This is a genomic window from Actinomyces sp. HMSC075C01 (genome assembly GCF_001812965.1).
Classification (GTDB): domain Bacteria; phylum Actinomycetota; class Actinomycetes; order Actinomycetales; family Actinomycetaceae; genus Actinomyces; species Actinomyces acetigenes.
Genome location: NZ_KV811041.1, coordinates 1 through 24,984 on the forward strand (window position 1 = coordinate 1; position 24,984 = coordinate 24,984).

Genomic DNA, 24,984 nt, shown 5'->3' on the forward strand with positions numbered 1-24,984 from the left:
ACCCGCCACCCCAAGAGGGTCGGCCCCCACCAGCGCTACGTCCCCGGCTCGGTCGTCCCGGCCGACCTGAGCCAGCAGATCAGCCCCGACATCCTCAACCGCCTCAACCGGGCCCTTGACAGAACACTCGACAATCAGGCCCACAACCACACCAGTCTCAGCACCAACACCAACACCAGCCGCAGCCGCAGCCGCAGCGGCAGGGCCCGGTTCGAGACTCGCGGCCCCCGCCCCGGCCAGAGAGCTGGAGACTACGAGCCCACCCCCTACCCCCAGGCCGCCCACACCCTCGGACTGGCGCCCCTCATTGACGAGGCCCCGCCCTTCTAAGCGACCGGGCCGCTACGCGTTGACGACCGGAATGTCGGTGAGGCGGGCAGCAACACGTTCCCAGACTCCCCCGCCCGCGGGCAAATCCAATGTGACAGAGTCCTCCCCCGTATCTGGCCACACAACCGGAAAACGTGTCGCCTCACCGGGCTGGATCTCAAACACGAAATCATTGGAAAGCATCACCCAGCTCCCATCAGAATACGAATAATCGACCCCCAGATATCGCTGACCAGCACTAAGAAGCGTGAGGTTATAGACACCCATCATCCAACCATCCCAGGAATGAGGTCCCTCAATCTCCGGCGGAATCAGGAACTCCCAGTTGTCAACATAAACCCTCTCCGATGCAGTCAGCATGAGAGTTCCTGCGAGATACCCTCCAACACGGAAGACGCCATTAATCGACATACGGACGGTCTTACCACCGACTTTCACGTCGACACCATCAGGCCCCTTACCCACAGGACCGACAGGCTTCGGCATCGCAGTCGACGACGGTACCGCACTCGCACTCGGTGGCACACTGGCCTCGGCGGGCTTTGAGGGCATCAACGTGATCTCCACACGACGGTTAGCCTGCCGGTGCTCGTCGGAGTCGTTTGGTACCCGCGGAGCAGACTCCCCTTGCCCGAGACCGACTCCTTCCATGTGGACAAGTCCGTCAGCTTCTTGAGCCGGTCCGACACCGCCTTGGCGCGCCGCTCCGACAGATCCTGGTTGTGCGCATCATCAGCCACGTCGTCGGTGTGACCCGTGATCGTCAGATCCCCTCCAGAGGGGTACTTCTTGATCTGCTCCACCACATTGGCCAGTACGGCATCAGCCTGGGCCGAGAGCTGATCGGAGTCAGTCTCGAAGGTGACATCCCCATCCACCGTCACCGTTGTCGACTTCTCATTCTTCTTCGTGTCCGACGAACCGTCAGCAGAAAGAACAATGCTATTCATTGCAAAGGGGCCGGGATCCGCCTCATCGAGCTCCGCCTTGGCAAGGACATCATCAACCGAGTAGTCGACAGCACTTGCTTCCACAACCGGAATCCCGATCGCCACTGTCATCTGCGGCATAAACAGCTCAACTGTCTTCACACCGTCTCCGGGCGCCATGAAGACCGGAAACAGTTCCACAGGCTTGTCCTTCGTCAGGGAGTCGGTGAGCCCGTCCCCCCTTGTACTCAGCTCCGGGAACACCAGCCCTTTCTCCATCGACAGCATTTTCAGGCCTCGCATTGAAGACCAGTTACTTTTGGTCTCGAATGTCTGACTGACAGTCAGATCCTTCGGAACCCTCTTGGCCTTTGAACTCACCACGATGCCCAGACGCACGATTGCGTACTTGTCCTTGACGACGGCAGGCCCCACCTCAACCGAAAGCGGCACACCCTTCCATCCCGCATCCAGCATGATCCCGCCGTGGGGGCCAGTCGCGGTGGCAGCAGCACGCGGGGACGCGGCACCCGAGCTCTTCCCAGAGGAGGCGGAGCTGCCCTTCTTGAGCGCCCCACAACCTGCCAGAACAGTCCCCGCACCGGCCAGGGCGGGCAGGGTCAGGACACCACGTCGGGTCAGTCGGGCGCAGGTTTCAGAAGACATCGGCATGGAGGACGGCATGTCGGGAACCTTTCAACGCATTGGGGACACGTACTTGGCACCCTATGCACCGCAATCCAGTACCCACGATGGGGAACTACCCACCACTCCCCATCGGCTCCCCATGAACCCATGGGGAGTCATGGGTAGCTGCAAAGCCTCATCGGCTCCCAGGTCGGATGCTCAGGCGGCCCGGTCCACGAGGATGCGGGCGAAGTCCTCCATAGCTACACGCACTTGCCTCACCCGCTCACCGGCGTCAGCCATAGCCGCCACGGCAGTCTCGCCCTCGACGCCGGCCCGGGCCAGGCGCTGCCGGGTCCCGTCAAGGGCAGCCTCCTCCAGACCCTCCAGGCCCTCAACCGCCTGAGCCGCCCAGGCCATGGCCATCTCGCGGGTACGGGCCAGGACGGGGTGCTCTCGCAGGCGAGCGACGACGTCGGCCAGGAAGGCGTCGTCGGAGAGGTCACCGGTGGACAGGCGCGAGAGGATGGCCTGGCCGGCGGCGTCGAGCTCGCCGGCCGCCAGGGCCTTGCGCAGGAGCAGCACCGGCATGGTGTCCACGCCCTCGCGCAGATCGGTGCCGGGGGTCTTGCCGGTGGTGGCCGAGTCGCTCATGAGGTCGATGACGTCGTCGGCCAGCTGGAAGGCCACACCGATCCGCTCACCGAACTCCTCCACGATCTGCTCGGTACGCGCACCGGCACCGGTGAGCATCGCCCCGTAGCGGGCGGACACTGCGATGAGGGAGCCGGTCTTGTCCGCCAGGACCTGGATGTAGTGGTCCACCGGGTCGGTACCCGCCGGGCGCGGCAGGGTCTCATGGAGCTGGCCCATGCACAGGCGCTCAAAGGTCTTGGCGTGGGCCATGACGGCCTGCGGGCCGAGCGCCGCCACCAGTTGGGAGGCGCGGGCCACGAGGACGTCGCCGGTGAGGATGGCGGCGGAGTTGCCCCACACGGTCTGGGCGCTCGGGGCGCCTCGGCGCAGCGGGGCCTCGTCCATGACGTCGTCGTGGTAGAGGGTGGCGATGTGGGTCAGCTCCACGGCCACGCCGGCGTCGCGGATCTGTTCACCGGTGGCCAGGGCCGGGTCGCCGAGTTGGGCGGTCAGCAGGGCCAGGACCGGGCGCAGGCGCTTGCCCCCGGCCTCAGCCAGGTGCGAGGTTGGCGGGTTGATGGTCTCGTCAGCGCTGGTGACCACCTCCATGAGGCGGTCCTCAATGGCCTGGAGAGCGGGGGTGATGCGCGACTCCAGCTCGGGGGCGCTCAGCGGCAGTGATCCGATCACGGAAGGAGCATAGCCGTCTGGTCGAACAGGTCGAAGGCGGCCTGCGGCAAAACGCCCAGCCCAATTGTGGCCATCACCGCAACGCTGACCGCCAGGATGATCGGGCCGCGGCTGGCCACGACCACGGAGCGCTCGCCGGCCGGCTCATGGAAGAACATGAGCACAATGAGCCTCATGTAGAAGAAGGCGGTCACGGCCGAGCAGACGATGGCGAGGATGACGACGGGCGTCCCGTTGCCGCTCAGGCCGGCGGCGAAGAGCCGGAACTTGGCCATGAAGCCGGCCGTGAGGGGCACTCCGGCGAAGGACAGCAGGAAGACGGTCATGGCTCCGGCCGCCCAGGGGCTGCGGCGTCCCAGGCCCTTGAAGGCCTCCAGGTCACCGTCCTCACCGCCCACGGAGCCGTCACGGTTGGAGCGCACCAGGGTGATGATGCCGAAGGCCCCCACGGTGGCGATCCCGTAGGTCAGGGCGTAGAAGCTGAGCGCGGAGATCGCCGCCTTGGAGTAGGCCAGGATCCCGATGAGCATGAAGCCGGCGTGGGCGATGGCCGAGTAGGCGAGCATGCGCTTGACGTCGCGCTGAACCACACCGACGACGGTGCCCAGGAGCATGGTCAGGGCCGCCACGGCCCACAGGGCGGGGGCCAGGTCCCAGCCCATGGCGCCGGCGATCATGTAGTAGAAGCGCACCAGGGCCAGGAAGGCGGCGGCCTTGACCCCGGCGGCCATGAAGCCGGTGACCGGGGTGGGGGCGCCCTGGTAGACGTCAGGGCTCCAGGCGTGGAAGGGCACGGCCGCCACCTTGAACAGCAGGCCGACGATCACCAGCATGAGACCGGCCAGGATGAGCCAGTCCTGCCCCGCCGCGCTGCTCACGGCCTCGCCCAGGGTCTTGTAGTCGACGGCGCCGGCCACCCCGTAGAGCAGGGCCGAGCCCATGAGGAGGAAGGCGGATGCGAAGGCACCCAGCACGAAGTACTTCAGCGCCGCCTCCTGGCTGAGCAGCCGGCGGTGGCGGGCGGTGGCAGCCAGGATGTACAGCGGCAGGGAGATCATCTCCAGGATGACGAACAGCGTGATGAGGTCGCTGCTGGCCCCGAAGAGCATCATGCCGCCCAGTGAGAACAGGGTCAGGGGGAAGACCTCGGTCGTGGTCCACCCGGCCAGGATGGACTCACTCTCCTCCGCGCTGCCAGGCCGGTCTGCGGCCTGGGCCGCGAAGGCCCCGTCGCCGACGGAGGTGCGGTCGGCCATCACCAGGACGGCCAGCAGCCCGATGACCAGGAGGATGCCCTGGGCGGCGATGGAGAAGGGGTCCTCGGTCAGGCCCGCGGACATGCGGGCGCCCGGCAGGAAGCCCTTGGGGAGCTGGAACTGGGGCACGGCAGCGGCGGCGGCCCCGGCGGCCTTGACCTCGCCCCAGCGCAGGAACAGGGAGACCCCGGAGGCCAGGATGGCCAGGAAGCTCAGCGTGGACTGGATGGCCAGACGGGCGGGCCGGGCGATGAAGGCCTCCACGAGGACACCCAGGACACCGGCGCCCAGGATGATGAGGACCGGTGTCAGGGCGTCCCAGTTGACGATCGGGGCAGTGGCTGAGGGGCTCACTTGGTGTTCCCTTCCGTAGCGGTGGAGGCGGCGGGCACTTCAGTCGCACCGCCGGCATCGGGGCTGTCACCGGCGCCGCGGGCTGAGGCGTCAGCCTGCGAGGAGCTGGTCACCGTGAGCGCGACCTGCCGGGCGACGTCGTCGAAGGCGGACGTGAAGACGCCGGGCGCCAGTCCGAGCGCGAGCATCGCGGCGATGATGGGGACGACGACGAGGCGCTCGCGCCCGTCGAGGTCGGGGCTGCCCACGCGCTCGGGGGCGGGCGCCCCGGTGAAGACCCGCTGGTAGGGCAGCAGCATGTAGACGGCGGCGATGACGACGCCGACGACGGCCGCACCACCCAGGGCCAACGAGACCGAGAAGGTGCCGGAGAGCACCATCCACTCGGGCACGAACCCGCTCAGGCCCGGCAGGGCGATGGAGGCCAGCCCACTGACCAGGAAGGTGCCTGCCACCAACGGCATGACCCGGGCGATGCCGCCGAGCTCGCTGATGGCGACCGTCCCGGTGCGCCGGGCCATGAAGCCGGTGACCAGGTAGAGGCCGGCGATGGACAGCCCGTGGGCCACCATGTAGACCATGGCGCCGTTGGCGGCCACCTGGTTGCCGATGAAGATCCCCAGGACCATGAAGCCGAAGTGGCTCACGGAGGTGTAGGAGATGAGGCGGTAGAGGTTGTCCTGGGCGATGGCGGCCAGGCCCCCGTAGATGATGGAGACGACCGCCAGGATCAGGATCACCGGGGCGGCCCAGCGGGAGGCCTCGGGGAAGATCGGCAGAACCAGGGTGATCATCCCGAAGGTGCCGATCTTGTCCAGGATGCCGATGAGCAGCACCGAGGTGCCCGGGGTGGCCTGCTCGGCGGTGTCGGGCAGCCAGGTGTGGACCGGGACCAGCGGCGCCTTGATGGCGAAGGCGATGAAGAAGGTCAGGAAGATCCAGTGACCGGCGGAGGTGGACACGTGCAGGTTGGCGGCCACCGAGTCGATGAGGAAGCTGGGGGTGCCGTTCTTGGCGGAGTGCAGGTAGACGGCGATGACGCCGATGAGCATGATGAGCCCGCCGGCCAGGGAGTACAGGAGGAACTTCAGGGCGGCTCGCTGACGATTCTGCCCGCCGAAGCAGCCGATGAGGAAGTACACCGGGATGAGCATCGCCTCGAAGCACAGGTAGAACAGGAGCAGGTCCCGGGCCGAGAAGATGACGACGACGAAGAACTCCAACGTCAGGACGAGCCCAGTGAACAGGCCCTGCCGGTCGGCGGGGACCTCACCCCAGGAGGCGAGCAGCACCAGGGGCGTGACGAAGGCGCCCAGCAGCACCATGGACAGGCCCAGGCCGTTGACGCCCAGTGCCCAGGAGGCGCCGATGGCGGGGATCCAGGAGTGGGTGTCGGTCAGCTGGACGGTGCTGGCTTGAGCCAGCTCGAAGGCGCTCAACGCCCACAGGCCCAGGGCGAGGACCGCCAGGGAGAACACGAGGCCCACGGCGCGGGCGTGGAGCCGGCGCAGCGGCGGGACCAGCCACAGCAGGAGCGCCCCGGCCAGCGGCGTGACCGCCATGACGGTCAGGACGGGCAGCGATGCGGGAAGAGTCGGCATGTGTCGTGTCCTCTCAGAACCTGGCGGCCAGGACGGCGATGAGTACGAGGACCGTTCCGGCCAGCATGTAGCCGGCGTAGGAGCGCACGTACCCGGACTCGGTGCGGCGGGTCAGGCGCCCCAGGGCGCCGGTGCCGGCGGCGGCACCCTCGATGGCGCCGTCGACGACGTAGCGCTCGACGGCGTCGGTGGCCAGGACCAGTCCCTGGCCGGTGCGCATGGCCAGGGCCTCGTTGACGGCGTCCTGGTACATGTCCTTGCGGGCGGCCTCCACCAGGGGGTTGGCGGGCTGCAGGACGACGGGCACCGGGCGGCGCACGTACATCCACCAGGCCACGAGAACCCCGACGACGACCAGGGCGAGGGTGGCGCCCATGATGACGGCGGCCGGCAGGACCGGCTCGCCGTGCTCGGCGTGACCGGTGACCGGCTCCAGCCAGGTGACGAACATGTTGTTGTAGGTCAGCAGCCCGCCCAGGCCCACGGAGAACACGGACAGGACGATCAGCGGCAGCGTCATGAGCCAGCCGGACTCGTGGGGGTGGACCTCGCCCTCCAGGTCCTCCTTGGTGGTCCAGCGCTGCTTTCCGTGGAAGATCATGAAGAACAGGCGGGACATGTAGAAGGCGGTCAGGCCCGCGCCCAGCAGGGCGATGGTCCCCAGGATCCAGGGCTTGGTGCCCTCGCCGACGAAGGCGGCCTCGATGAGGCGGTCCTTGGACCAGAAGCCGGAGAAGGGCGGCACCCCCAGGATGGCGAGCCAGCCGATGCCCATGGTGACCCAGGTGATCGTCATGGCGCCGCGCAGGCCGCCGAAGCGGCGCATGTTGACCTGGTCGCCCATGGCGTGCATGACCGAGCCGGCCCCCAGGAAGAGCTGGGCCTTGAAGAAGCCGTGGGTGAGCAGGTGGAAGATGGCGAAGGCGTAGCCGATCGGGCCCAGGCCAGCGCCCAGCATCATGTAGCCGATCTGGCTCATGGTGGAGGCGGCCAGGACCTTCTTCATGTCATCCTTGGCGCTTCCGATGACGGCCCCCAGCAGCAGGGTGATGGCGCCGACGACGGCCACGGCCGTCTGGGCGCTGGGGGCGCCCTCGAAGACGGCGGAGGAGCGGACCATGAGGTAGACGCCGGCGGTGACCATGGTGGCGGCGTGGATGAGGGCCGAGACCGGCGTGGGGCCGGCCATGGCGTCACCCAGCCAGGCCTGGAGGGGGAACTGGGCGGACTTACCGCAGGCCGCCAGGAGCAGGAAGAAGCCGATGGCGGTGAGCCAGCCGGTGCTCACCGAGCCGTCGAGGGCGGCGGCGGAGACGGCGTCGAAGGAGACCGAGCCGATTTGGCCGACCATCGTCATCATGGCCAGCAGCAGGCCGACGTCGCCCACGCGGTTCATGACGAAGGCCTTCTTGGCGGCGGCGGCGTTCTCGCGGCTGGTGGCCTGCTCGCCCTGGGGGGCGTCGGCGTCGGCGGTGTTCCAGAAGCCGATGAGCAGGTAGGAGGCCAGGCCCACGCCCTCCCAGCCGACGAAGAGCACGATGTAGGAGTCCCCCAGGACCAGGGTGAGCATCGCGGCGATGAAGAGGTTGAGGTAGGCGAAGAAGCGCCGCCGGTCGCGGTCGCGGGCCATGTAGGCCACCGAGTACAGGTGGATGAGGAAGCCGACGCAGGTGACCAGGGTGACGAAGGTCAGCGACAGCGGGTCCAGGCGCAGGCCGACGTCGATACTCAGGTTCCCGGCGGAGAACCACTGGTAGAGGGGCAGGCCGATGACGCGTTCCTCGGCGGGCAGGCCCAGGACCTGCACGAGGATGCCCACGCCGAGGCAGGCGACGGCGAAGGAGGCGGCCAGGCCCAGCCAGTGGCCCCAGGCGTTGAAGCGGCGGCCGGCCAGCAGCAGGAAGGCGGCGGAGACCGCGGGGACGGCGATGAGCAGCCAGGCCCAGGAGGCCAGGCCAGTGGCCTCAGTCAGGGGCGTCACAACGGCGGTGACAGGAGCGGGAAGCATGTCGGTGGTCTCTCCCCTCAGTTCTTGAGCAGGTTCTCGTCGTCGACCGACGTGGACCTGCGGGTGCGGAAGATGGATACGACGATGCTCAGACCCACCACGACCTCGGCGGCGGCCACCACCATGACGAAGAAGGCGAAGACCTGACCGGTGAGGTTGCCGTGGATCCGGGAGAAGGTCACCAGGACGAGGTTGACGGAGTTGAGCATGAGCTCAACGCCCATGAGCTCGATGATGGCGTTGCGGCGCAGCAGCACCGTAAGCGCCCCCAGGGTGAACAGCACCCCGGCCAGGATGAGGTAGACGGTGATGGGGAGACTCACTTCTCCTCCTTCTGTTCCGAGGCGGCCGGCTCGGCTGCCCCGTCATCGCTGAGGACGGGCTGCTTAACGGCGGGTGCGGCGGCACCGGGCATGGAAGGCATCCCGGAGCGGCGGTCCCGGGGGCCGTCGGCTGCGCCGTCCTGGTCGGCACCGGCCAGGCGCGAGACGATCGTGCCCGAGCGCTGGGCCCGGCCCATCTCCGGGGAGACGTCGGACAGCTCCAGGCCCTGGCCGCGAGCCCGCAGGACCCGGGGCACGGACTCCTCGACGGCCTCGCCCTGGGCGTCCAGGGCCGGGGCGGCGGCGGAGTTGGTGGAGGCGTAGACACCGGGCATGGGCTTTTGGCCTGGGTGGGCGCCCTTGGTGGCGTAGTCCTGCATCTTGCCGGCGGCCATCCCGCGCTGGCTGAGCCGGGCCCGGATGCGCTGGCGGTGAGTGAGGGTCAGGGCGCCGACGGCGGCCACAATGAGCAGGATGGCGGTCAGCTCCATGGCGACGACGTGGTCGTGGTAGAGCGTGACGGCCAGCAGGTCGGGGGCGGCCTTGGCGCCGTCCTTGAGGCCGACCGGCGTGGGCAGGGTGGAGCGCCACACGACGGCGGTCAGGGCACCGACCAGCCCCAGACCCAGGAGGATGAGGACCGGGCGCCTCATGACGGTGCCGACGGCACCCACCGGCTCGTCGCCGCCGACGCCCACGAGCATGATGACGAACAGGACGAGGGTCATGACGGCACCGGTGTAGACCACGACCTGGGTGATACCCATGAAGGGCGACTCGTTGACGATGTAGAGGACGGCCAGCGAGACCATGATGCCGATCATGTTGATGGCGGCGTTCACGGCGCGCTTGGCGGTCAGGACGCCAATGCCGCAGGCCACGGTGACCAGGGCGACGACGCCGAAGATGATCGCCTCGCCCAGCCCCAGGTGACCGTCCTGAGTCAGGGCGGCCGGGGCGGCGGCGGAGGCTCCGGTCATCAGCAGGGTGCTCATCGCAGGGCTCCCTTCACGGTGTGACGGCTGCCCCGGCCGGAGGCGGTGGGGGCGGCCTTGGCGCGGGCGGCGCCCAGGCTGGGGTCCTCGGGTCGGTGGGTCCGCACCCAGTCGATCTGGGCCTGGGTGGAGCCGACGACCTTCCCGCGGTAGTAGTCGCTGTCCTCGGTGCCCTCGACCATGGGATGGGGCGCGGACACGGCGCCCTCGGGCACGGGGGCCAGCAGGTCCTCCTTCTCGTAGATGAGGCCCTCGCGGCCGGGGCCGACGAGCTCATCGAAGTCGGTGGACATGGTCAGGGCCCGGGTGGGGCAGGCCTCGATGCACATGCCGCAGAAGATGCAGCGCAGGTAGTTGATCTGGTAGACGCGCCCGTAGCGCTCGCCGGGCGAGTACTGGGCGCCGGGCTCGTTGGAGGCGGCCTCGACGTAGATCGCGTCGGCGGGGCAGGCCCAGGCGCACAGCTCGCAGCCGACGCACTTCTCCAGGCCGTCGTCGTAGCGGTTGAGCTGGTGGCGCCCGTGGTAGCGGGGCATCACCTGCGGCGGCTCGAAGGGGTACTGCTCGGTGACCACGGGGCGGAACATCGAGGAGATGGTGACCCCGTAGCCGGCCACGGGCGCGAAGGCCCGGGCCAGGGCGGAGGGAGCGTCGCGCAGCCACTTGTCGTGCTGCGAGCCCCGGGAACGGTGGGGGCGATCAGTCATCTTTTCCCTCCTGGGGTGCCTCAGCGGCCTCGTCGGTGGCCTTGTCTGTGGCTGTGTCACTGGCCGGGTCGGCCTTGAGGTCAAGGGTGAAGGTGGGCAGGGCGGTGGCTGCGTCCTTACCGGTCGGGACTGCCGGGCCGGCTGTGTCAGCCGAGTCGGGCGACTCGGCGGAGGCTGCGGAACCGGCCGCGTCGTCCTCGACGTCGTCGTCCTCGACGTCGGTGTCCTCCAGGAGGCCGACGGCGGTGGCCGCCCCGGGCTGGGAGTCATCGGTCGCAGCAGTCTCCTCCGCTGCCAGGGCGGCGCGGCGGGCCCGCGGTGAGGGCGGAAGGGACGTGCCCGGAGACGGCGGGACGGGGAAGCCCTCGAGGAAGGCCACGTGGTCGTCCTCGGCATCCAGGATCTCGACGTCCTCGTCGTCGTCAGCGTCCTCGTCGTCGTAGTCCTCGTAGAGCTCCTCCTCTTCCTCCTTGTCGGGGATGAGGAAGAGGATGAACATGATGACGCAGAAGACGACGGCCATCGGCAGCAGCAGTGCCTGCACGGAGGCGCCCGAGAAGGTGCGGAAGGCGCGTACCACCGCCACCAGCACGAACCAGACCAGGGAGATCGGGATGAGGACCTTCCAGCCCAGCTTCATGAAGTGGTCGTAGCGGATACGCACGAGGGTTCCACGGGTCCAGATCATGAAGAACATGACGGCCCAGACCTTGGCGATGAACCACAGCATCGGCCACCAGCCGGAGTTGGCGCCCTCCCAGAACAGGCTGAGGATCGCCGAGCGCCAGCCGCCCAGGAACAGGGTGACGCACACGGCCGAGACGTTGAACATGTTGATGTACTCGGCCAGGAAGTACCAGGCGAACTTCATCGAGGAGTACTCGACCATGTGGCCGGCGACGAGCTCGCCCTCGGCCTCGGGCAGGTCGAAGGGGAGTCGGTTGACCTCACCGACCATGGAGATGACGTAGATGATGAAGCTGGGCACCATCGCCACGGCCCACCAGATGCGTTCCTGGGCGGTCACGATCCCGGAGGTGGACATGGTCCCCGAGGCCAGGAACACCGTGAGGATGGACAGGCTCATGCTCAGCTCGTAGGAGATGACCTGAGCGGCGCTGCGCACGGCGCCGAAGAGCGGGTAGGTGGAGTGCGTGGACCAGCCGCCCAGGATGATCCCGTAGACGCCGAAGGCGGTGATGGCCAGGATGTAGAGGACCGCCACCGGGAAGTCGGTCAGCTGCAGGGGCGTGGAGTGGCCGAAGATGCTCACCTGGGGCCCGAAGGGGATGACCGCGTAGACCATGAAGGCGCTGAAGGCGGCGATGAGCGGCGCCAGGAGGTAGATGGCCTTCTCGGCCCCCTTGAGCCAGAAGTCCTCCTTCATGATGAGCTTGCCGGCGTCGGCGACCGCCTGGAGCAGGCCGAGCGGGCCGTTGACGTTGGGGCCCAGGCGGGTCTGCATGCGGGCCAGGCCGCGCCGCTCCACCCACAGCGCCATGATGACGCTGACGATGAGGAAGGCGACGATGAAGACGGCCTTGATGAGGGTCAGCCACCAGGTCTCGGCGGAGAAGTCGGCGGTCACGCCCCCGTTGGACAGGGCGTCGTCGGCAGCGGCCTGAGCCGCGTAGATCGGGTTCACCTCAGTACCTCCGCTGCATGGGTCACGGTGACCTGGGAGCCGTGCCCGGCGCCCAGGGTCTGGTGGACGGTGGATCCGGCCGAGCACTCGGGCAGCCACACGGTGCCGTCGCTGACGCCGCCGACGACGGCCGGCAGGGTGATCGACCCGGTGGCGGTCGCCACGGTCACCTCCTGGCCGGCTGTCAGCGACAGGCGCTGGGCGAGGTCGGCGCCCACCTTGGCGACGGGGCGCAGGGCGGTGGCGGCCAGGAAGGGCTCACCGTCCTGGAGGCGCCCGGCGTCGAGCATGGGCTTGTGAGTGGTCAGCCGTGCCTCCACCCCGTCGGCGGGGGTGGGGGCGCCGGTGCAGACCGCCGGGGCGGGCCCGAAGGCGACCGTCGGGCGCTTCCCGCGCCATAGTCCCAGGTCGGCGAGCTGCTCGTGCAGGACGACCAGGTCGTCGACCTGGAGGTCGACTCCCATCTCGTCGGCGAGCATACCCAGGACCTGGCGGTCGGTGCGGGCGCGCGAGACGTGGGCCTGGCCGAAGGGGCGCACGCGCCCCTCCCAGTTGACGAAGGTGCCGTTCTTCTCCACGGCCGGGGCCACCGGCAGGACGACGTCGGCGTGCTCGCTGACCTCGCTGCGGCGCACCTCGAGCTGGACGGTGAAGCCGCTGGCGGCCAGGGCCGCGCGGGCCAGGCCCGGGTCGGGGAAGTCGCGCAGGTCGATGCCGCCGACGACGGCGCCGCCCAGGCTCCCTTCCAGGAGGGCCGAGAGGATGGCGGTGGCGTCGCGGCCCGGCGTCGTGGGCAGGAGGTGCTCGGGTCCCAGGTTCCAGGCCCGTTCGACCTGGGCGCGGGCCTCGGGGTCGGCCACGGGGCGCCCGCCGGGCAGGAGGCCGGGCAGCAGGCCCGCCTCGATGCCTCCGCGCTCGCCGCTGCGGCGCGGCACCCAGGCCAGGTGGGCGCCGGTGGCGGTGGCCAGGGCGTCGGCGACGCTCAGCAGGCCGGGGACGCGGGTGGCGCGCTCACCGATGAGGATGGTGGCGCCGTCGGCCCGCAGGGCCTCGACGAGCTCGGGGTGGGTCTGGCTGAGGTGGGCGACGACGCGGGCCTCCTCACCGGGCGGGGTGAGGATGGCCTGGGCGGAGAGCTTGCGGCTGCCGGCGCTCAGGCAGGTGGTCACGGTGGCCACCTTGACGCCGCCGGCGCGCACGCCCTTGCGCAGGCGCAGGAACACCGAGCCGCACTCGTCCTCGGGCTCCAGGCCCAGGAGCAGGACCTGCCCGGCCCGCTCCAGGTGGCGGTAGGTGACGGCGCCCAGTCCGGTGCCGGCCACGCGGGCGGCCAGGAAGGAGTCCTCCTCCTGGCTGTGGGCGCGCACGCGCTGGTCGATGTCGTTGGTGCCCAGGACGGTGCGGGCGAAGCGGGACCAGGCCCAGGCGTCCTCCAGGGTGAGGCGGCCGCCGGGCAGGAGCCCCACTCCCCCGTCTGAGGCGGCGCGGGCCAGTCCCCGGGCGGCCACGTCCAGGGCGTCGGACCAGGAGGTGGTGATGAGCTCGCCGGTCTCCTCGTCGCGCACGAGCGGCACGGTGAGGCGGTCGGGCTGGGAGGACCAGGTGAAGGCGAAGCGGTCCTTGTCGGTGATCCACTCCTCGTTGACCTCGGGGTCGTTGCCGGCGAGGTGGCGCAGGACGACGCCGCGGCGCATGTCGACGCGGATGGCGGAGCCGGAGGCGTCGTGCTCGGTGACCGAGTCGGTGGAGACCAGGTCCATGGGGCGGGCCCGGAAGCGGTACTTCGCGGAGGTCAGGGCGCCCACGGGGCAGATCTGGATGATGTTGCCCGAGAAGTAGGAGGCGAAGGGGCGCCCGGAGGCGTCCAGGTCCTCGCGGCCGGCGCCCAAGTCGGGGCCGTAGTCGGTGCCGTCGGAGGCGCCGGGCTCGCCGCCGGGGCCGGCCAGGTCGTCCAGTGCGCTCAGGGAGGGCACGCCGCGGATCGTCTGGAGGTCGGCGTCGAGCCCCTCCTGGGTCGCCTCGGTGTGGAAGTCCAGGACGCGGGCGTCGAAGCGCCCGATCTGCTCGGAGTACAGGCCCCCGGTGTGCTCGGGCTCGCCGTCCATGTCGAAGGAGGGGTGCCCGCCGCCGCGGCCCTGAAGGGCGATGAAGGGGTCCCCGGGGATCTGGTCGGCGAAGCGCACGCAGCGCTGGCACAGGATGCAGCGGTCGCGGTCCAGCAGGATGTTGCTGGTCAGGCGCAGCGGCTTGGGGAAGGTGCGTTTGACGTCGGTGAAGCGGGTGGCGGACTGGGCTCCGGAGGCCATGAGCTCCAGGGCCTGGTTCTGCAGGGGGCACTCGCCGCCCTTGTCGCACACCGGGCAGTCCAGTGGGTGGTTGATGAGGAGGAACTCCATGGTGCCGGCCTGGGCCTTGGCGGCGACCTCGCTGGTGGCCTGGGTGGAGATCTCCATGCCCTCCATGGCGGTCATGGCGCAGGAGGGCTGGGGCTTGGGCATGGGCCGCACGACGCCGTCGCGCCCCGGCATGGCCACCTCCACCAGGCACTGGCGGCAGTTGGCCGACGGCGCGAGCAGCGGGTGGTCGCAGAAGCGCGGGATGCGCACGCCGACCTGCTCGGCGGCGCGAATGAGGAGGGTCCCCTTCTCGACCTCGACGGGGAGCCCGTCGATGGTCATGTGGACCATCTCGGGGGCCGGCGGCGCCGCGGGTGCGGAGCTCTTGGTGGTCGTCTCAGCAGTCATGGCTCACCGTGCGCTTTCGAAGACGGAGGAGGCGGCGTAGGGGAAGAGCTCGTCGGCGGCGGCGGTGTAGCCGGCCTCGAACTCCTCGCGGAACCGCTTGATGCCGGTCAGGACCGGGGTGGCGGAGGCGTCGCCCAGGGCGCAGAAGGAGCGTCCGGCGATGTTGGAGGCGATGGACTCGAGCTTCTCGACGTCGCCGGGCAGTCCGCGCCCAGCCTCCAGGCGCAGCATGATCTGACGCATCCAGTAGGTGCCCTCGCGGCAGGGGGTGCACTTGCCGCAGGACTCGTGCTGGTAAAACTCGGTCCAGCGGGTGACCACGCGCACCACGGAGACGGTCTCGTCGAAGACCTGCAGGGCGCGCGTTCCCAGCATGGAACCGGCCTCGGCCACGGACTCGTAGTCCAGGGGGACGTCGAGCTCGTCGGGGCCGAAGATCGGCGTCGAGGAGCCTCCCGGTACCCAGAACTTCAGCTCGTGGCCGGGGCGGATGCCGCCGGAGAGCTCGATGAGCTCGCGCATGGTGATGCCGAAGGGGGCCTCGTACTGGCCGGGGTGGGCCACGTGGCCGGAGACGGAGAAGATGCCATGGCCCTTGGACTTCTCGGTGCCCATGGTGGAGTACCACTGGGCGCCGCGAGCCAGGATCGCCGGGACCGAGGCGATGGTCTCGACATTGTTGACCACCGTGGGTCGGGCGTAGAGGCCGGCGACGGCGGGGAAGGGCGGCTTGAGGCGGGGGTGGCCGCGGCGGCCCTCCAGAGAGTCCAGCAGGGCGGTCTCCTCACCGCAGATGTAGGCGCCGGCCCCGGCGTGGGCGGTGATACGCAGCCGCTGCTGGCCGTCGAGGCCGAAGCCGGTGTCCAGCAGCCCGGACTCGGTGGCCTCACGCACGGCGCTGAGCAGGCGGCGGTAGACATGGGGGACCTCGCCGCGCAGGTAGACGAAGGCGTGGTCGCCGCCGATGGCCCGGGAGGTGATGGCGATGCCCTCGATGAGTGCCTGCGGGTTGGACATGAGCGTGGGGATGTCCTTGCAGGTGCCCGGCTCGGACTCGTCGGCGTTGACCACGAGGTAGCGCGGGCCGCCGTCGACCGGGGGTAGGAAGGACCACTTCAGGCCGGTGGGGAAGCCGGCGCCGCCACGTCCGCGCAGGCCGGAGTCCTTGATGAGGCCGATGAGGTCCTCGCAGCTGAGGGTCTTGGCCCGCTTGAGGCCCTCGTAGCCGCCGTGGTCGAGGTAGGTCTGCAGGGTCCAGGAGCGCTCCTGGTCCCACAGGTCGCTCAGGACCGGGGTAAGGGTTCCCGGCGCGGTGTAGGTGGCGGTGTCACTCACTTGGTCTCCTCCTTCGGCGCGGTCCAGCCCTGCTCGCGGGCGATGCGCAGGCCGCGCAGGGTCGGCTCGCCGGGGCCGCGCCCCTCGTCGGTGCGGCCGTCCTCGAAGCCGGCCAGCAGGCGCTCGTTCTCACGGAAGGTGGGGACGGTCTCGGGGCCGCGGGTGGGGGCGACGTCCTCGCCGCGCTCGAGGGCCTTGATCATGGCGACGGCGGAGTCGGGGGTCTGGTTGTCGAAGAACTCCCAGTTGACCATGACGACGGGGGCGTAGTCGCAGGCGGCGTTGCACTCGACGCGCTCGAGGCTGATGGTGCCGTCCTCGCTGGTCTCCTCGGCGCCCAGGCCGGTGTGCTCGGTGACCGCCTTCCAGATCTCGTCCCCGCCCATGACGGCGCACAGGGCGTTGGTGCACACGCCCACGTGGTAGGTGCCCACCGGGTGGCGGCGGAACTGGCTGTAGAAGGTGGCCACGGCGCTGACCTCAGCCCGCTCCAGGCCGAGCCGGGCGGCGCACAGGGAGATGCCGGCCGGCGAGACGTAGCCGTCCACGGACTGGATGAGGTGGAGCATCGGGATGAGGGCGCTGCGCTCCTTGCCCGCCGGGTAGCGGGCGATGATCCGCTCGATGTCGACCTGGAGGCCCTGGGCGACCTCGGCGCTGTATCCGGCGGCCACAGCGACTTGCGCGACGGTGCCCACCGGGCCGACCGCGCTGACGGTGGCGATGGTCTCGACGGCCGGGTTGACTGCGTTCTCGGTGGTGCTCATCAGCGGTCCACGCCTCCCAGGACGGGGTCGATGGAGGCCAGGACGGGCACGAGGTCGGCGATCATGCCGCCCTCCCCCATCATGGCCAGCGACTGCAGGTTGGAGAAGGAGGGGTCACGGAAGTGGACCCGGTAGGGGCGGGTGCCGCCGTCGGAGACGGCGTGGATGCCCAGGACTCCCTTGGCGTGCTCGACGGTCTGGTAGACCTGCCCGGCCGGGACCCTGAAGCCCTGGGTCACCAGCTTGAAGTGGTGGATGAGGGACTCCATGGAGCTGCCCATGATCTCGCGCACGTGCTCCAGGGACTGGCCCTGGCCGTCGGTGGCGATGGACATGCGGGCGGGCCAGGCGATGGTCGGATCGGCCACCATCGTGGTGTTGGAGGGGTCCTCGCCGCGGGCGGCGATCTCGTCGAGGCGGTCCAGGCACTGGGAGACGATCTTGAGGGACTCGTAGCACTCGTCCAGGCGGATGCGCAGGCGGTTGTAGCAGTCGGAGACCCGGTAGGTGGGGACCCGGAAGTCGTAGGTCTCGTAGCCGCAGTAGGGGTTGGTGCGCCGGATGTCCAGGGGGTAGCCGGCCGCGCGCAGGCACGGCCCGGTCAGGCCCAGGGCGAGAGCGCCGGCCAGGCTGATCTCCCCCACACCGATGAAACGGGACTTGAGGATCGGGTTCTCCAGAAGCAGGAGCTCGAGCTCGTGGATGTCGTGCTTGATGTCGGGCATGACCGAGCGCACGAACTCGGTGAAGCCCTCGGGGAGGTCCTGGGCCAGTCCCCCGGGGCGGATGTAGGCGTGGTTCATGCGCAGCCCGGAGACCATCTCGAAGGCCTTGAGGATGTTCTCGCGGCAGCGGAAGGCGATGGTCATGAGCGTGGTGCCGCCCATCTCGTTACCGCCACTACCCACGGCCACGGCGTGGGAGGCGATGCGGTTGAGCTCCATGAGCAGCACCCGGGTGACGGATGCCTTCTCGGGGATGTCGTCGGTGATGCCCAGGAGCTTCTCGACGGCGAGCGCGTAGCCGACCTCCTGGAAGAAGGGGGCCACGTAGTCCATGCGGGTCACGAAGGTCTCGCCCTGCACCCAGGTGCGGTACTCCATGTTCTTCTCGATACCGGTGTGCAGGTAGCCGGTTCCGACACGGACCTCGGTGACGACCTCGCCGTCGGCCTCCAGGACCAGGCGCAGCACGCCGTGGGTGGAGGGGTGGACCGGGCCCATGTTGAGGACGATCCGGTCGTTGCGCAGGCGGTCGGCCTCGTCGCGCTCGGCGATCCGGGCGACGACGTCGTCCCAGTCCCCGCCGCTGACGGTGAACTGCTCGGCGCCGGCGGACAGCTCGTCCGTGGCGGGGCCGGAGGCGCGGAAGGTGCTTGCGGTACTCATCAGCGGTAGGACCTCCGGGTGTCGGCGGGCGGGGTCTGGGCGCCCTTGTACTCGACGGGGATGCCGCCCAGCGGGTAGTCCTTGCGCTGGGGGTGGCCCGCCCAGTCGTCGGGCATGGCGGTGCGGGTCAGGTGGGGGTGGCCGTCGAAGACGATGCCCATGAGGTCCCAGGTCTCGCGCTCGTGCCAGTCGTTGCCGGGGTAGATCGAGACGAGGGAGGGCACGTGCGGGTCACTCTCGGGGCAGGCGACCTGCAGGCGCAGCTGACGCCCGCCGTGGGTCAGGCTCATGAACTGGATACAGGCGTGCAGCTCGCGCCCGGCCAGCTCGGGGTAGTGGACGCCGCTGACGCCCAGGCACAGCTCGAAGCGCAGGTCCTGGTCGTCGCGCAGGGGGCGGGCGACGTCGAGCAGGTGCTCGCGGGCGATGAACAGGGTGAGCTCGTCGTGCTCGATGACGACCTTCTCGATGGCGGCGGCCGGGTCGATGCCGGCCTCCTGGAGGTCCTCGATGAGGGCGTCGACGACGTCGTCGAACCAGCCGCCGTAGGGGCGCACGGCGGCGGGGGCGAGGGTGACGACGCTGCGGTGCTCGCCGTAGCCGGTGGTGTCGCCGGCGTCGGAGGCACCGAACTGGCCGGCGGGGGCGGCGATGACCTCCAGACGCAGCTCGGGGCGCACGGGGGTGCCGGCGACCTCGGGGACGGCAGGGACCTCAGGGGTCTCGGACAGGGCGTCGGAGCCCGAGTCGTGTCCCGGGGCGTTCTTCTCACTCATGCCAGCAGGCCCTTCATCTCATGGGTGGGGGTGGCCGACAGCGCGGCGGCCTCGACGGCGCGGGCGATCTCCTCGCGGTGCTTGAACAGCGGCTTCTTCTCGATCTGGCGGGTGAGCTCGAGCATGGCGTTGAGGAGCATCTCGGGACGCGGCGGGCAGCCCGGCAGGTAGATGTCCACCGGGACGATGTGGTCACAGCCCTGGACGACGGCGTAGTTGTTGAAGATGCCTCCCGAGGAGGCGCAGGCCCCCATGGAGATGACCCACTTGGGCTCGGGCATGGAGTCGTAGACGTTGCGCACGATGGGGGCCATCTTGTGGGAGACGCGGCCCGAGACGATCATGACGTCGGCGTGGCGCGGGGAGGCGCGGAAGACCTCCCAGCCGAAGCGGGCCATGTCGAAGCGGGGGGTGCCGGCGGCCATCATCTCGATGGCGCAGCAGGCCAGGCCCATGGTGACGGGCCACAGGGAGCGGGCCTGGGCCAGGCCCGCGAGCTTCTCGACGGTGGTCAGCAGGAAGCCCGGGTTGTCCACCTCGGCGGCAGCGGCGGCGTGGGGGTCGTGGCGTTTGGAGGGGATGGACGCCATGAAGGCGTTGTGCTTTTTCATGCTCTTCACTGCTGTGTACTCCTTGGGATCATGTGGCTGGGTCCTGGCCGGTCAGAGCGGCTTCAGTCCCAGTCCAGTCCGCCGCGACGCCACTCGAGGATGTAGGGCACGGTGATGAGGCCGATGAACAGGACGGCCGCCCCCAGCCCGAAGAAGCCCAGACGCCCGAAGGCCGTGGCCCAGGGGTAGAGGAAGACCACCTCGACGTCGAAGATGATGAAGGTCATACCCACCAGGTAGAAGGCGACGGGAAAGCGCCCGTGCTCGGTGTTGGCGGGGGTGGGGTCGATGCCGCACTCGTAGTTGGCGACCTTGACCCGGTTGCGCCGGGCAGGGCTGACGATGGCGCTCAGGGCCAGGCCGCCGACGGCGACCACGAGGGCAACCGCGGCCATGATGAGCAGGGAGGCGTAGGGGTTCATGCTTCCGGCACCATCCTTGTCAGGAGCTGGATGAAGTGGTCGATTCCGTCGCCGCCGCGGCGCTCCCACCCGTCGGACAGGAGCTTGGTGACGAGCTTCATGAGGCGCTTGCGCGGCAGCCCGTAGCGGGTGCACAGGCGCATGACCTCGGGGTGCTCGATGAGAGCGACGAAGACACGGCCGAGCGTGTAGTAGCCGCCCATCTCGGAGCTGAGGGCCTTGGGGTACTGGGCCAGGACCTGCTCGCGGCCGGAGGTGGTCGTGCGGGCGGATGCCTGGGCGGCGGCCTGGGCGGCCAGACGGCCGGACATGAGGGCCTGGGCGATGCCCTCGCCGTTGAAGGGCGAGACCATGCCTCCGGCGTCGCCCAGCAGCATGAGGCCGTCGGCGTAGTGCGGCTTGCGGTTGAAGGCCATGGGCAGGGCGGCGCTGACCAGGCCGCCGACCTGGTTCTCCTTGGTGAAGCCCCAGGAGGCCGGGACGTTGTCCATCCAGCGGTTGAACACGGCGCGGTAGTCGATGGCGGTGGCCTGGGCGCGCGAGGAGACCGAGCCGAGCCCGACATTGACCAGCCCCTCCCCCACGGACCAGATCCAGCCGTAGCCGGGCAGGAGGTCGGACTTGCCGGGCGTGCCGTCCCACAACTCGAGACGGGACTCCATCCAGGCGTCCTGGGCGCGCGGGGAGCGGAAGTAGGCGCGCACGGCCACGCCCATGGGGCGGCGCTCGTTCTTGGCGCGTCCGACGGCGGTGGCCAGGCGGGCCGAGACGCCTCCGGCGTCGACGACCAGAGGTGCGGTGAAGGTCGTGGGGCCCTCGATGCCGGGGTAGGCGACCCGGTTGGTGGGGCGGGCCTCAACGCCGGTGACGCGGCCGGTGGGTGAGGTGACGGGGCCGGTGACGGTCACGCCGGTCAGCAGCCGGGCGCCGGCCGCGGCGGCGTGCTCGGCCAGGTCGCGGTCGAGCAGGGCGCGGGGGCGGGCCATCCCGTAGGACGGGAAGGAGGCCTGCTCCGGCCAGGGGAAGTGGAGGAGGTGCCCGCCGCCGATGACGCGCAGGCCGCGGTTGCGCTGCCAGCCAGTGGTGTCCATCCCCATGGAGACCAGCTCGCGCACGGCCGAGGGGGTCAGCCCGTCCCCGCAGACCTTGTCCCGGCCGAGCTCCTGCTTCTCCAACAGGATGACGTCGAGGCCGAGAGTGGCCATGTGGTAGGCCGCCGAGGATCCGGCCGGGCCCGCCCCGACGACGATGACGTCGGCAGTGGCGGAGGCGCTGGACTGGGCGGCTGCCTGAGTCACTCGGGTTTCCCTCCTCGGCACTTCTGGTACTGCGGGTGTTGTCGTAGGCATCACAGTTGGCACCGTCATGCAGGCCCCGCACTGGGCGGAGCCCGTGCCGACTGTACCCAGGCGGCTGACACCTCCATGACGAGAGCGCCAAGACAGGAGGCGAACAGCGGTTTTCCTTGCCGTGACGGCAATCTTCAGGGTAGCTCCCGTCTCTGCGACAGATGACGGCGCTCCCGAATTACGCTGCAAGTGAGTGACGAATTTCAACACTGTCGGACGGGACCTGCGTCCTAGAGCGGCCCCTGAGTGGTCGGAAGTCGGTCTGGAGCGGTCTGCGGCACGCCTCGGCTGCGTTGCCACGGTCGGGATTTGCGATGATGACCCCCATGAGCCGATCCCCCCTTCGAGCCAGCCTCGCCAAGGACCCGCGCGAGGTCGCCGGGATGTTCGACGCCGTCGCGCGCCGCTACGACCTGTCCAATGACGTGATGAGCCTGTTCCAGGTGCACATGTGGCGCCGGGTGACGCGCGCGGCCGTCGCCGCGAGGCCGGGGACGCGCGTCCTGGACCTGGCCGCGGGGACCGGCACCTCCTCGGTGGAGTACGCCGCCGACGGCGCCGGAGTCGTGGCCTGCGACTTCTCCACCGGCATGGTGGCCGAGGGCAAGCGCCGCCACCCCGAGATCGCCTTCGTGGCCGGGGACGCCACGGCACTGCCCTTCGCCGATGAGAGCTTCGACGTCGTCACCATCTCCTACGGGCTGCGCAACGTGCAGGACACGGCGCGGGCGCTGTCGGAGATGCGCCGGGTGACGGTTCCGGGCGGGCGGATCGTCATCGCGGAGTTCTCCACCCCGGTCCGGCCGACCTTCCGCCGCCTGTACCGCTTCTACCTGGGCAGCGCCCTACCGGCCGCCGCCCGCCTGGTCTCCTCGAACACCGAGGCCTACGACTACCTGGGCGAGTCGATCCTGGCCTGGCCCGACCAGCGGGAGCTGGCGGGCCTCATGCACGAGGCCGGTTGGCGGGGCGTGGGCTACAAGAACCTCTCCGGCGGGATCGTCGCGGTCCACCGGGCCACGCGGCCCGAGCACACCCGGGGCGAGCAGTGAGAACCGGCCTGAGCAGGGTTCTGGGGCCGACGTCGTGAGGGCCGAGCACTGCCGGGTCGCACCGCCGCAACTGTCCTTCCGCACCCATGAGCTGCCCGAGGGCGCGCTGGACGGGCTGGCTCTCATCGATCTGCTGGCGGGCCGTGAGGATGTCAGCTCCTGGGTGCACGAAGGGCGCGGACTCATCGGCCTGGGCCGCGCCCTGGTGATCGAGGCCCACGGGGAGGACCGCATCGAGGCGCTGCGGGCCGCGTGGCGGGCCGTGGTCGGCGCGGCCTGGTGGCGTGACGCGCTGGTCCGCCCCGGGACCGGGCCGGTGGCGCTGGGTACGATCACCTTCTCCCCCGGCTCCGAGCAGTCCTCGGTCCTGATTGTTCCCGAGGTGCTCGTCGGGTGTGACGACTCCGGTGCCTGGCTGACGACCGTGGTGCCCGGGGCTGCCGACGGGGCGGAGCCGGAGCACCCGGATCCCGAGATGCTCCTGGGGGCGATGGTGGCGCAGGCGCGCGCGGTGGTTGGCCGGGAGCAAGCCGGCGATACCGTGGACTCCAGTGGCGCTGCCACTGTCGAGACCGGGGCGCTCAGCGAGGAGCAGTGGTGCCGGGCGGTCTGCGCCACGCAGGAGCGGATGCGCGCGGGGCAGGCCCGCAAGGTGGTCCTGGCTCGCGACGTGCTGGCCTACCCGGGCGCGCCGCTGACCACCGGCACGGTGCTGCGGCGTCTGGCCCGCGACTATCCCTCCACCTGGGTCTTCGCTGTCGACCGGATGGTGGGGGCCAGCCCTGAGCTGCTGCTGCGTCTGAGGGATCGGCGCCTCATCAGCAGGGTACTGGCCGGCACTGCCCGCCGGCATGCTGGTCAGGACGCTCTGGCGACGGCACGCCTGGCGTCCTGGCTGGAGGGCTCTGAGAAGAACAACCGGGAGCATGAGCTGGCCCGGGACTCGGCGATCACGGCGCTGGAGCCGCTGTGCTCGGTGGTGGAGGCCCCGGCCCGTTTCGTCCTGACGCTGCCGAATGTGCTGCACCTGGCCAGTGACGTCACCGGGGTCGTCGCCGGGGACACCGGGGCGCTGGCACTGGTGGGCGCACTGCACCCGACGGCGGCCGTGTGCGGGACGCCGACTCAGGCGGCGGCGCGTCTCATTGAGGAGGCAGAGTCCATGGATCGGGGGCGTTACGCCGGGCCCGTGGGCTGGGTGGACTGGCACGGTGAGGGCGAGTGGTGCATTGCGCTGCGCAGCGCCCAGCTGCCCGAGGCGGGTCCCGGACCGCAGTCCCCCGCGAGAGTGTTCGGGGGCGGTGGCATCATGCCGGACTCCGAGCCGGTCGATGAGCTGGCGGAGACGACCGCCAAGATGCGCCCCATGCTGGGGGCGCTGGGCGTGCCGGGCTGAGTCCGGCCCGACACAACCCACCGATACGAGTCCAACAAAACTCAATATGAAACAAGAGAATCGTGAATGAATTCATCCTGGTGGCGATAAAGCTGCTCATTGGGCTCTTTGCCCTGACAATAATTATCAACGTTTCAGGGAAAGGAAACCTGGCCCCTTCATCCGCGAGCGACCAGGTTCAGAACTACGTCCTGGGTGGCATCATCGGAGGCGTAATCTACAACAATGATATTAAAATACTGGACTACGTCGGAATTTTATGTACGTGGTGCGGACTTGTCCTGACGCTGAAGTGGGTCAAGCAGCACAACGTCACAGCGAAGCAGCTCATTGACGGCAAAGCACTGATCATCATTGACAACGGAAAGATTGACATTAACAACTGCAGGCGAGTCGGCCTGAGTGCTCATGACGTGTCTTTCAAGCTTCGAGTCCAGAACGTCTACTCAACAGAAAAGGTGAAAAGAGCCGTGGTTGAGCAGGACGGAGACCTGATTATCACCCTCGAAGGCGAAGAGAACCCAAAGTTCCCCTTAATCACAGACGGACAGCTGCAGACCGACATCCTGGAGGTTATCGGAAAGGATGACGAATGGCTGATGAAGGAGATGAAGAAGAAAGGGGTGGACACTTATGAGGACGTGTTCCTGGGAGAGTATGTTGACGGCGAACTGATCCTGACGACTTATCAGTAAGAACCCTCTTTATCGATCGTCAGATGACAGTACTTCCCTTGCCTGCAGATTACAACACGAGGCTTATTCATGGGGTGTAGGTGAATATGAGTCCGAGGACGGCTGTGATGGTTTCCGGGAAGGTGTCTAGTGGTCTCCTGTAGCCGGTGTGCAGGACTCTCCAGGTTTTGATGTTGGCGATGACTCGCTCGATCTTGTAGCGGACCTGGTTGACGGTCTTGTTGTAGGCCTTGTCGTCTGGGTGAAGAGGCAGATTCAGGGGTTTTCTCTTGGGGGTGATCATTCTCAGCCCAGGACCAGCACTCCAGAGTAGAGTGCCGTCGATGATCAGCTGGGCCGTGGGGTCCA

General features: G+C 69.1%; 22 protein-coding genes and 1 pseudogene. 4 read left to right on the forward strand and 19 right to left on the reverse strand.

What is annotated here, in order from left to right; translation table 11 throughout:
- A pseudogene (locus tag HMPREF2883_RS13535) lies at positions 1–330 on the forward strand (HNH endonuclease); the annotation flags it as partial.
- A 12-nt stretch (positions 331–342) separates the two neighbouring features.
- Here HMPREF2883_RS13535 and HMPREF2883_RS15725 read toward each other — a convergent pair.
- The 18 genes from HMPREF2883_RS15725 to HMPREF2883_RS13620 all read right to left on the reverse strand — a co-directional run bounded on the left by HMPREF2883_RS15725 (position 343) and on the right by HMPREF2883_RS13620 (position 21,442).
- Positions 343–690, reverse strand: coding sequence for a hypothetical protein (locus HMPREF2883_RS15725; protein WP_256277505.1), 348 nt, complete (start codon positions 688–690; stop codon positions 343–345).
- 191 nt (positions 691–881) lie between these two features.
- On the reverse strand, positions 882–1,943 hold the full coding sequence (locus tag HMPREF2883_RS15730) for an OmpA family protein (RefSeq protein WP_256277506.1): 1,062 nt from the start codon (positions 1,941–1,943) through the stop codon (positions 882–884).
- A 162-nt stretch (positions 1,944–2,105) separates the two neighbouring features.
- Positions 2,106–3,212, reverse strand: a complete 1,107-nt coding sequence (locus tag HMPREF2883_RS13545; protein ID WP_070663116.1) for a polyprenyl synthetase family protein — start codon at positions 3,210–3,212, stop codon at positions 2,106–2,108.
- Complete coding sequence (nuoN, locus tag HMPREF2883_RS13550; RefSeq protein WP_070663117.1) at positions 3,209–4,822, reverse strand: NADH-quinone oxidoreductase subunit NuoN; 1,614 nt, start codon at positions 4,820–4,822, stop codon at positions 3,209–3,211. Before nuoN ends, HMPREF2883_RS13545 begins: the two co-directional genes overlap by 4 nt.
- A complete protein-coding gene (locus tag HMPREF2883_RS13555) occupies positions 4,819–6,423 on the reverse strand; it encodes an NADH-quinone oxidoreductase subunit M (protein ID WP_070663118.1) in 1,605 nt (534 codons plus the stop codon). The genes nuoN and HMPREF2883_RS13555 overlap by 4 nt, the downstream gene beginning before the upstream one ends.
- Positions 6,424–6,436: 13 nt before the next feature.
- Positions 6,437–8,431, reverse strand: a complete 1,995-nt coding sequence (gene nuoL / locus HMPREF2883_RS13560) for an NADH-quinone oxidoreductase subunit L (protein ID WP_070663119.1) — start codon at positions 8,429–8,431, stop codon at positions 6,437–6,439.
- Between the two features lie 17 nt (positions 8,432–8,448).
- The gene (gene nuoK / locus HMPREF2883_RS13565; RefSeq protein WP_003787144.1) at positions 8,449–8,754 is read right to left on the reverse strand and encodes an NADH-quinone oxidoreductase subunit NuoK; all 306 of its coding nucleotides are present in this window, start codon (positions 8,752–8,754) and stop codon (positions 8,449–8,451) included.
- On the reverse strand, positions 8,751–9,749 hold the full coding sequence (locus HMPREF2883_RS13570) for an NADH-quinone oxidoreductase subunit J (protein WP_070663120.1): 999 nt from the start codon (positions 9,747–9,749) through the stop codon (positions 8,751–8,753). Before HMPREF2883_RS13570 ends, nuoK begins: the two co-directional genes overlap by 4 nt.
- Positions 9,746–10,456 (reverse strand): NADH-quinone oxidoreductase subunit NuoI, encoded by a 711-nt coding sequence (gene nuoI, locus HMPREF2883_RS13575; RefSeq protein ID WP_070663121.1) that lies wholly within the window; start codon positions 10,454–10,456, stop codon positions 9,746–9,748. The genes HMPREF2883_RS13570 and nuoI overlap by 4 nt, the downstream gene beginning before the upstream one ends.
- Positions 10,449–12,101 carry an NADH-quinone oxidoreductase subunit NuoH gene (gene nuoH, locus HMPREF2883_RS13580; RefSeq protein WP_070663122.1) on the reverse strand — a complete coding sequence of 551 codons (1,653 nt, stop codon included), beginning with the start codon at positions 12,099–12,101 and terminating at the stop codon, positions 10,449–10,451. Before nuoH ends, nuoI begins: the two co-directional genes overlap by 8 nt.
- Positions 12,098–14,845 (reverse strand): NADH-quinone oxidoreductase subunit G, encoded by a 2,748-nt coding sequence (locus HMPREF2883_RS13585; protein WP_070663123.1) that lies wholly within the window; start codon positions 14,843–14,845, stop codon positions 12,098–12,100. Before HMPREF2883_RS13585 ends, nuoH begins: the two co-directional genes overlap by 4 nt.
- Before the next feature lie 3 nt (positions 14,846–14,848).
- A complete protein-coding gene (gene nuoF / locus HMPREF2883_RS13590; protein WP_070663124.1) occupies positions 14,849–16,180 on the reverse strand; it encodes an NADH-quinone oxidoreductase subunit NuoF in 1,332 nt (443 codons plus the stop codon).
- On the reverse strand, positions 16,177–16,947 hold the full coding sequence (gene nuoE / locus HMPREF2883_RS13595; RefSeq protein ID WP_070663125.1) for an NADH-quinone oxidoreductase subunit NuoE: 771 nt from the start codon (positions 16,945–16,947) through the stop codon (positions 16,177–16,179). The genes nuoF and nuoE overlap by 4 nt, the downstream gene beginning before the upstream one ends.
- Positions 16,947–18,335 (reverse strand): NADH-quinone oxidoreductase subunit D, encoded by a 1,389-nt coding sequence (locus HMPREF2883_RS13600; protein WP_070663126.1) that lies wholly within the window; start codon positions 18,333–18,335, stop codon positions 16,947–16,949. The genes nuoE and HMPREF2883_RS13600 overlap by 1 nt, the downstream gene beginning before the upstream one ends.
- Positions 18,335–19,111 carry an NADH-quinone oxidoreductase subunit C gene (locus tag HMPREF2883_RS13605; RefSeq protein WP_070663127.1) on the reverse strand — a complete coding sequence of 259 codons (777 nt, stop codon included), beginning with the start codon at positions 19,109–19,111 and terminating at the stop codon, positions 18,335–18,337. The genes HMPREF2883_RS13600 and HMPREF2883_RS13605 overlap by 1 nt, the downstream gene beginning before the upstream one ends.
- Positions 19,108–19,722: an NADH-quinone oxidoreductase subunit B gene (locus tag HMPREF2883_RS13610; RefSeq protein WP_176747228.1), complete on the reverse strand. Its 615-nt coding sequence runs from the start codon at positions 19,720–19,722 to the stop codon at positions 19,108–19,110. Before HMPREF2883_RS13610 ends, HMPREF2883_RS13605 begins: the two co-directional genes overlap by 4 nt.
- Positions 19,723–19,784: 62 nt before the next feature.
- Positions 19,785–20,144: an NADH-quinone oxidoreductase subunit A gene (gene ndhC, locus HMPREF2883_RS13615; RefSeq protein ID WP_070663128.1), complete on the reverse strand. Its 360-nt coding sequence runs from the start codon at positions 20,142–20,144 to the stop codon at positions 19,785–19,787.
- Positions 20,141–21,442, reverse strand: coding sequence for a geranylgeranyl reductase family protein (locus tag HMPREF2883_RS13620; RefSeq protein WP_070663129.1), 1,302 nt, complete (start codon positions 21,440–21,442; stop codon positions 20,141–20,143). The genes ndhC and HMPREF2883_RS13620 overlap by 4 nt, the downstream gene beginning before the upstream one ends.
- Positions 21,443–21,819: 377 nt before the next feature.
- On the opposite strand from HMPREF2883_RS13620, the gene HMPREF2883_RS13625 reads away from it, so the two are divergent.
- From HMPREF2883_RS13625 to HMPREF2883_RS13635, 3 genes are all read left to right on the forward strand, one after another.
- Positions 21,820–22,545, forward strand: coding sequence for a demethylmenaquinone methyltransferase (locus HMPREF2883_RS13625; RefSeq protein WP_075371221.1), 726 nt, complete (start codon positions 21,820–21,822; stop codon positions 22,543–22,545).
- A gap of 34 nt (positions 22,546–22,579) precedes the next feature.
- Positions 22,580–23,941 carry an isochorismate synthase gene (locus tag HMPREF2883_RS13630; protein WP_070663131.1) on the forward strand — a complete coding sequence of 454 codons (1,362 nt, stop codon included), beginning with the start codon at positions 22,580–22,582 and terminating at the stop codon, positions 23,939–23,941.
- 62 nt (positions 23,942–24,003) lie between these two features.
- The gene (locus HMPREF2883_RS13635; protein WP_070663132.1) at positions 24,004–24,636 is read left to right on the forward strand and encodes a DUF421 domain-containing protein; all 633 of its coding nucleotides are present in this window, start codon (positions 24,004–24,006) and stop codon (positions 24,634–24,636) included.
- Positions 24,637–24,703: 67 nt separating this feature from the next.
- On the opposite strand, the gene HMPREF2883_RS13640 is transcribed toward HMPREF2883_RS13635, so the two are convergent.
- On the reverse strand, positions 24,704–24,984 hold a 281-nt coding region (locus HMPREF2883_RS13640; protein WP_141759135.1), incomplete at its 5' end, for a transposase family protein.

Bases quoted from the DNA above. Each gene is read 5' to 3' on its own strand.
- HMPREF2883_RS15730 (WP_256277506.1), bottom strand. From the start codon at position 1,943: ATGCCGTCCTCCATGCCGATGTCTTCTGAAACCTGCGCCCGACTGACC.
- HMPREF2883_RS13600 (WP_070663126.1), bottom strand. From the start codon at position 18,335: ATGAGTACCGCAAGCACCTTCCGCGCCTCCGGCCCCGCCACGGACGAG.
- HMPREF2883_RS13625 (WP_075371221.1), top strand. From the start codon at position 21,820: ATGAGCCGATCCCCCCTTCGAGCCAGCCTCGCCAAGGACCCGCGCGAG.
- nuoE (WP_070663125.1), bottom strand. From the start codon at position 16,947: ATGAGCACCACCGAGAACGCAGTCAACCCGGCCGTCGAGACCATCGCC.
- HMPREF2883_RS13555 (WP_070663118.1), bottom strand. From the start codon at position 6,423: ATGCCGACTCTTCCCGCATCGCTGCCCGTCCTGACCGTCATGGCGGTC.
- ndhC (WP_070663128.1), bottom strand. From the start codon at position 20,144: ATGAACCCCTACGCCTCCCTGCTCATCATGGCCGCGGTTGCCCTCGTG.
- nuoI (WP_070663121.1), bottom strand. From the start codon at position 10,456: ATGACTGATCGCCCCCACCGTTCCCGGGGCTCGCAGCACGACAAGTGG.
- HMPREF2883_RS13610 (WP_176747228.1), bottom strand. From the start codon at position 19,722: ATGAAAAAGCACAACGCCTTCATGGCGTCCATCCCCTCCAAACGCCAC.
- HMPREF2883_RS13585 (WP_070663123.1), bottom strand. From the start codon at position 14,845: ATGACTGCTGAGACGACCACCAAGAGCTCCGCACCCGCGGCGCCGCCG.
- HMPREF2883_RS13605 (WP_070663127.1), bottom strand. From the start codon at position 19,111: ATGAGTGAGAAGAACGCCCCGGGACACGACTCGGGCTCCGACGCCCTG.
- HMPREF2883_RS13570 (WP_070663120.1), bottom strand. From the start codon at position 9,749: ATGAGCACCCTGCTGATGACCGGAGCCTCCGCCGCCGCCCCGGCCGCC.
- nuoL (WP_070663119.1), bottom strand. From the start codon at position 8,431: ATGCTTCCCGCTCCTGTCACCGCCGTTGTGACGCCCCTGACTGAGGCC.
- HMPREF2883_RS15725 (WP_256277505.1), bottom strand. From the start codon at position 690: ATGCTGACTGCATCGGAGAGGGTTTATGTTGACAACTGGGAGTTCCTG.